Raw genomic sequence first — 4896 nt, forward strand, 5'->3', positions numbered from 1 at the left:
GCGGCGGGCTGCGCCGGCACGCGCCGTGCTGCCGGCTTGGCGCGGCGCTGGCCCTTTTGCTGCTCTTCGCGCAGCTGCGCCATCAGGTCCTCGCGCACGCCGTCGCTGCCCTGGCTGAATTCCTGCCACCAGTCGGCCAGCACCACGTCCACCTCGCCAGCATCGGCGCGCAGTCGCATGAAGTCGAAGCCGGCGCGAAAGCGCGGCTGCTCGACCAGGCTGAACGGCGTGTGGCCGATGCGCTTCTCGAAGCGAGGCTGCATCATCCAGATCTCGCGCATGTCGGCGCCCAGCTTGCCGCGGCCCGACACGTCGCCGATGCGGCTGTTGAACACGTCGTCGATGGCTTCCTGCAGCGCGGGGAACGGATGCTGCCGCCGCTCCAGCCGTGCGGCCCAGCCGTCGCGCACGTCGGACCACAGCACGCAGGCGAGCAAAAAGCTCGGCGCCACCGGCTTGTCTTCGGCCACGCGGCGATCGGTGTCCTGCAAGGCAGCCTTGACGAAGGGCTGCTCGGCACGTTCCACCACCAGGTCCAGCAGCGGGTAGATGCCGCGGTCCAGGCCCAGCAGCTTCAGCTGCTCGATGGTGGCCAGCGAGTGCCCCGTCTGCAGCAGCTTGAGCATCTCGTCGAACAGGCGGCTTTGCGGCACTTCGGCCAGCAGGCCCAGGCTGGGCTTGAGCGGCGCGGCTGTCTTGGGATCGAGCTTGAAGCCCAGCGGCGCCAGCTTGGCGGTGAAGCGCACGGCGCGGATGATGCGCACCGGGTCTTCGCGGTAGCGCGTGACCGGGTCGCCGATCATGCGGATCACGTGCTTCTTGGCGTCCTGGATGCCGCCGTGGTAGTCCACCACCACGCGCGTTTCGGGGTCGTAGTACAGGCCGTTGATGGTGAAGTCGCGGCGCGCCGCGTCTTCTTCCTGCGGGCCCCAGACGTTGTCGCGCAGCACCCGGCCGGAGGCGTCCACCGCGTGCTTCATGCCGGCCAGCTCGTTCTTGCTGGTGCGCTCGTTGCCCGCCACCGATTCGGTGGCGGCAGCATCCATGTACGCACGGAAGGTCGAGACCTCGATCACCTCGTGCTCGCGTCCGCGCCCGTACACCACGTGCACGATGCGAAAGCGCCGCCCGATGATGAAGGCGCGCCGGAACAGCCCCTTGACCTGCTCGGGCGTGGCGCTGGTGGCCACGTCGAAGTCCTTGGGACGCAGCCCCAGCAGCAGGTCGCGCACGGCGCCGCCGACGATGTAGGCCTCGTAGCCGGCTTCCTTGAGCGTGTGCACCACGTTGAGCGCGCGCTCGTCGGCCAGGGTGGGATCGATGCCGTGCTCGTTGGGGCCGACTTCCTGGCGCTTGCCGAAGCGCGGTTTGCGGCCGGTGCCGAGCAGCTTGTCGATGAATTTCTTGATCATTTTTCTTGTTGCCCGAAGAGGTCAAGTATGCGCCAGCCGCGCTCTTGCGCCACCGTGCGCAGCCGCGCGTCGGGGTTGGTAGCCACTGGTGTGTCGACTTTTTCCAGCAACGGCAGGTCGTTGATTGAATCGGAATAAAAGGTGCTGTCCACGCCGGTCCAGCCGAGCCCGCGCTCGGCCAGCCAGCGCTCCACGCGCACCACCTTGCCTTCGCGCATCGACGGCACGCCGTCGATCTCGCCGGTGATCCAGCCGTCGGCACCGCGCGCGAGCTGCACCGCGATGAGCTGCTGCACGCCAAGCCGCGCCGCGATCGGCCGGGTCACCAGTTCGTTGGTGGCTGTCACGATCACCACCTCGTCGCCCGCGTCCTGGTGGCCCCGCAACAGGTCCAGCGCCGCGGGCCGCAGCACCGGCTCGATCCACTCGCGCATGAAGCGCGCATGCGCCGCCTCGTAAGCGGCGCGGCCGCGCAGACGCACGGCCTCGGTGGCGAAGCGCACGTAGTCGTGCACGTCCAGCGTGCCGGCCTGGTAGTGCGCGAAGAATTCGTCGTTGCGGCGCTTGAACACATCGGGATCGGTCCAGCCGATCTGCAGCGTGAACTCGCCCCAGGCGTAGTCCGAGTCGATCGGCAGCAGCGTGTGGTCGAGGTCGAACAGCGCGAGCTTGCGGCGGTCGGCGGTCACTCGTTCTCCAGCATGGATTTGATCAAGGGGATGGTGATGGCGCGCTGCGTCTGCAAGGCGTAAGTGTCCAGGTGGTCCAGCAGTTCCATCAGGCTGCCCAGGTCGCGCGAGAAGCGGCTGAGGATGAAGTCCATCACGTCGTCGCCGAGGAACACCCCGCGCGCATCGGCCGCCTGGCGCAGCACGGCGCGCCGCTCGGCTTCGTCGAGCACGTGCAGCTGGAACACGTGCCCCCAGCCCAGCCGCGTGCGCAGGTCCTCGCGCAGTTTCAGGTGGGCCGGTGCCAGCAGTCCCGCCGCCAGCACGCCGCGCTGCAGCGCCTGCGCCTGCACGAACCAGCTGAAGGCGGCGTGCTGCTGCACGGCGGTGTAGAGCTGCACGTCGTCCATCAGCACCACGGCCCAGCGCTCGTCGAATTCGGGCGGTTCGGTCAAGGTGGCGTCGAGCCAGCCGCAGGCGGCGCCCTGCTCTTTCAGGCGCTCCTGCACGGCCTTGAGCAGATGGGTCTTGCCGCTGGCGGCCAGGCCCCAGAGATAAGTCGGGACGGGAGACCGCGTGGGGCTGCCGGCCCAGAGCTGCAGGTGCTTCAGCGCTGCTTCATTGGGACCTGCGAAGAAGGACGTCAACGTTGGGACCTTGCCCAGGCCGATGTCCAGGGGGAGCTGTTTCATGCTGCTGCTCCCTTTTCGCTCGGAGACCTCGCGGCAAAGCCGCGCGTGGGCGAGCCGCGGCGCGCGGACACGGCGTCCGGCGGCTGAAGCCGCCGGCAGACCTGAGGCGGTTGGATGGACGGCAGCGCGGGGGAACTCCCTGCGCGCTCTGCGAGCGCTCCTGTCAGACAACCCCCGCGAGTCAGTTCACGAAGCGCGCTGCGCGCGCCTGCCGTCCCCCCAACCACCTCAGGCGCATTGCCCCACTGCGCGCCGCGGCCCGCCCACGCGCGGCTTTGCAGCGACGCTGTTGGGGCGCGACGGTTGCGCGCCACTCTGTTGGCTGTCGCGGCAGGCGGTGTTTGGCGGGGGCGATTTCTGTGGCGGCTGTGCTGATCGGGCTGGAGCCGGGCGCGCTTGCGCGCTTCGTTGACTGATTCGCGGCGGCTGTCTGAGCGGAGCGTTTGCTCGCAAACGCGCAGCGAGTTCCGCCGCGCCGGCTCCAGCCCGATCAGCACAGCGGAGTCGGCGCCTTGGCGCCGACCGCCGCAGCATGAGCCCCCGCCGGGCACCGCCTGCCGCGACGTGACCACCCCCAACAGAAACAGGAACATGTCCATCCGAATCAACTCTGGTACAGGTTGCTGCCCAGATAACTGGCCCGCACCCGCCGGATCGCCACCAGCAGCACCGCGCTGGCAGGCAGCGCCACCAGCACACCCAGGAACCCGAACAGCTGCCCGAACGCCAGCAGCGCGAAGATCACCGCCAGCGGGTGCAGCCCGATGCGCTCGCCCACCAGGCGCGGCGTGATGAACAGGCCTTCCAGCAATTGGCCGCTGCCGTACACCGCGGCCACCATCACCAGCGCCTTGGCGGACGCGAACTGCAGGAAGCCGGCGACGAGTGCCAGGATCAGCCCCACACCGAAGCCGATGTACGGCACGAACATGGCGAGCCCGGTGAACACGCCGATCGGCAGCGCGAGCTCCAGGTCGAACAGCGCCAGCCCGGTGCTGTAGAACACCGCCATGGTCGCCATCACCAGCAGTTGCCCGCGCAGGTACTGGCCCAGCACCTGGTCGGATTCGCCGGTGAAGGAATCGACCGAAGGGCGGGCGCGCGGCGGCACCAGTTCCAGCATGCGCGCCACGAACGGCTTCCAGTCCAGCAGCAGGTAGAACAGCGCCACCGGAATCAGCAGCGCGTTGCCCACGATGGTGAGCGCCACGCTGCCTCCCAGCTTCAGCGACGACAGCACGGAGGAGAAACTTTCCTCCCAGTTGGCGTTGAGGTACTTCACCACGTGGGCCCTCAGGCTGGCCATGTCCAGCGACACCGAAATGCCGAACTGCGCCAGCCAGGGCGACAGCACCGCGTTCAGCCGGTCGAAGACCAGGGGCAGCTGCTCGCGCATCAGCGGCAGTTCCTTGGCCAGCACCGGCACCACCAGCAGGAACACGCACAGCAGCGCCAGCATGAACAGCAATTGCACCACCAGCACCGCCAGCACGCGCGGCATGCGGCCCCGGCCGACCTCGTCCAGCCGGTCCACCAGTGGGGTAAGCGCATAGGCCAGCACCGCCGCCACCGCGAACGGCGTCAGCACGGCCCCGAGCGCGCGCAGCGCCAGCAAGGCGAGCACGGCGATCAACGTCCAGGCGGCGGCGCGAAGTTGGGTGGGGGTGAATTGCATGCAGTGCGCCTGGCGGCCCGGCGGGCCGGCATGCCAAAGCTAAAATCTTTGCAAATTCTATCGGGCCGCCTGTCCAGGCGGTTCCACCCCTCCTTCGCATGGCCATTTCGCAGCGCCTTCCCCGCGGTATCTGGGCGTTGGGCATCGTCAGCCTGCTGATGGACGTCTCCTCCGAGATGATCCACAGCCTGCTGCCCGTGTTCATGGTCGCCACCCTGGGCACCAGCGTGCTGGCGGTCGGCCTGGTGGAGGGCGCGGCCGAGGCCACGGCGCTGATCGTCAAGGTGTTTTCCGGCACGCTCAGCGACTACTGGCGCCGCCGCAAGCCGCTGGCCGTGGCCGGCTACGCGCTCGGAGCCCTGTCCAAGCCGCTGTTCGCGCTGGCCTCCACCACCGGGCTGGTGCTCGGCGCGCGCCTGCTGGACCGCGTCGGCAAGGGCATCCGCGGC

The 4896-nt window shown here is 68.8% G+C and carries 5 protein-coding genes; 1 reads left to right on the plus strand and 4 read right to left on the minus strand.

Annotated elements, in window-relative coordinates; translation table 11 throughout:
- The 4 genes from pcnB to H0U68_RS05360 all read right to left on the minus strand — a co-directional run.
- A partial coding sequence (pcnB, locus tag H0U68_RS05345) for a polynucleotide adenylyltransferase PcnB (RefSeq protein ID WP_296353408.1) occupies positions 1 to 1412 on the minus strand: 1412 nt, incomplete at its 3' end.
- Positions 1409 to 2101 carry an HAD family hydrolase gene (locus H0U68_RS05350; protein WP_296353409.1) on the minus strand — a complete coding sequence of 231 codons (693 nt, stop codon included), beginning with the start codon at positions 2099 to 2101 and terminating at the stop codon, positions 1409 to 1411. The genes H0U68_RS05350 and pcnB, both read right to left, overlap by 4 nt.
- A complete protein-coding gene (gene hda, locus H0U68_RS05355) occupies positions 2098 to 2772 on the minus strand; it encodes a DnaA regulatory inactivator Hda (protein WP_296353412.1) in 675 nt (224 codons plus the stop codon). The genes H0U68_RS05350 and hda overlap by 4 nt, the downstream gene beginning before the upstream one ends.
- A 604-nt stretch (positions 2773 to 3376) precedes the next feature.
- Positions 3377 to 4447: an AI-2E family transporter gene (locus H0U68_RS05360; protein WP_296353413.1), complete on the minus strand. Its 1071-nt coding sequence runs from the start codon at positions 4445 to 4447 to the stop codon at positions 3377 to 3379.
- 98 nt (positions 4448 to 4545) lie between these two features.
- Between H0U68_RS05360 and H0U68_RS05365 the strand changes: the two genes are divergently transcribed.
- On the plus strand, positions 4546 to 4896 hold a 351-nt coding region (locus H0U68_RS05365; RefSeq protein ID WP_365730771.1), incomplete at its 3' end, for an MFS transporter.

It is taken from the genome of Ramlibacter sp. (assembly GCF_013697775.1).
Taxonomy (GTDB): domain Bacteria; phylum Pseudomonadota; class Gammaproteobacteria; order Burkholderiales; family Burkholderiaceae_C; genus Ramlibacter.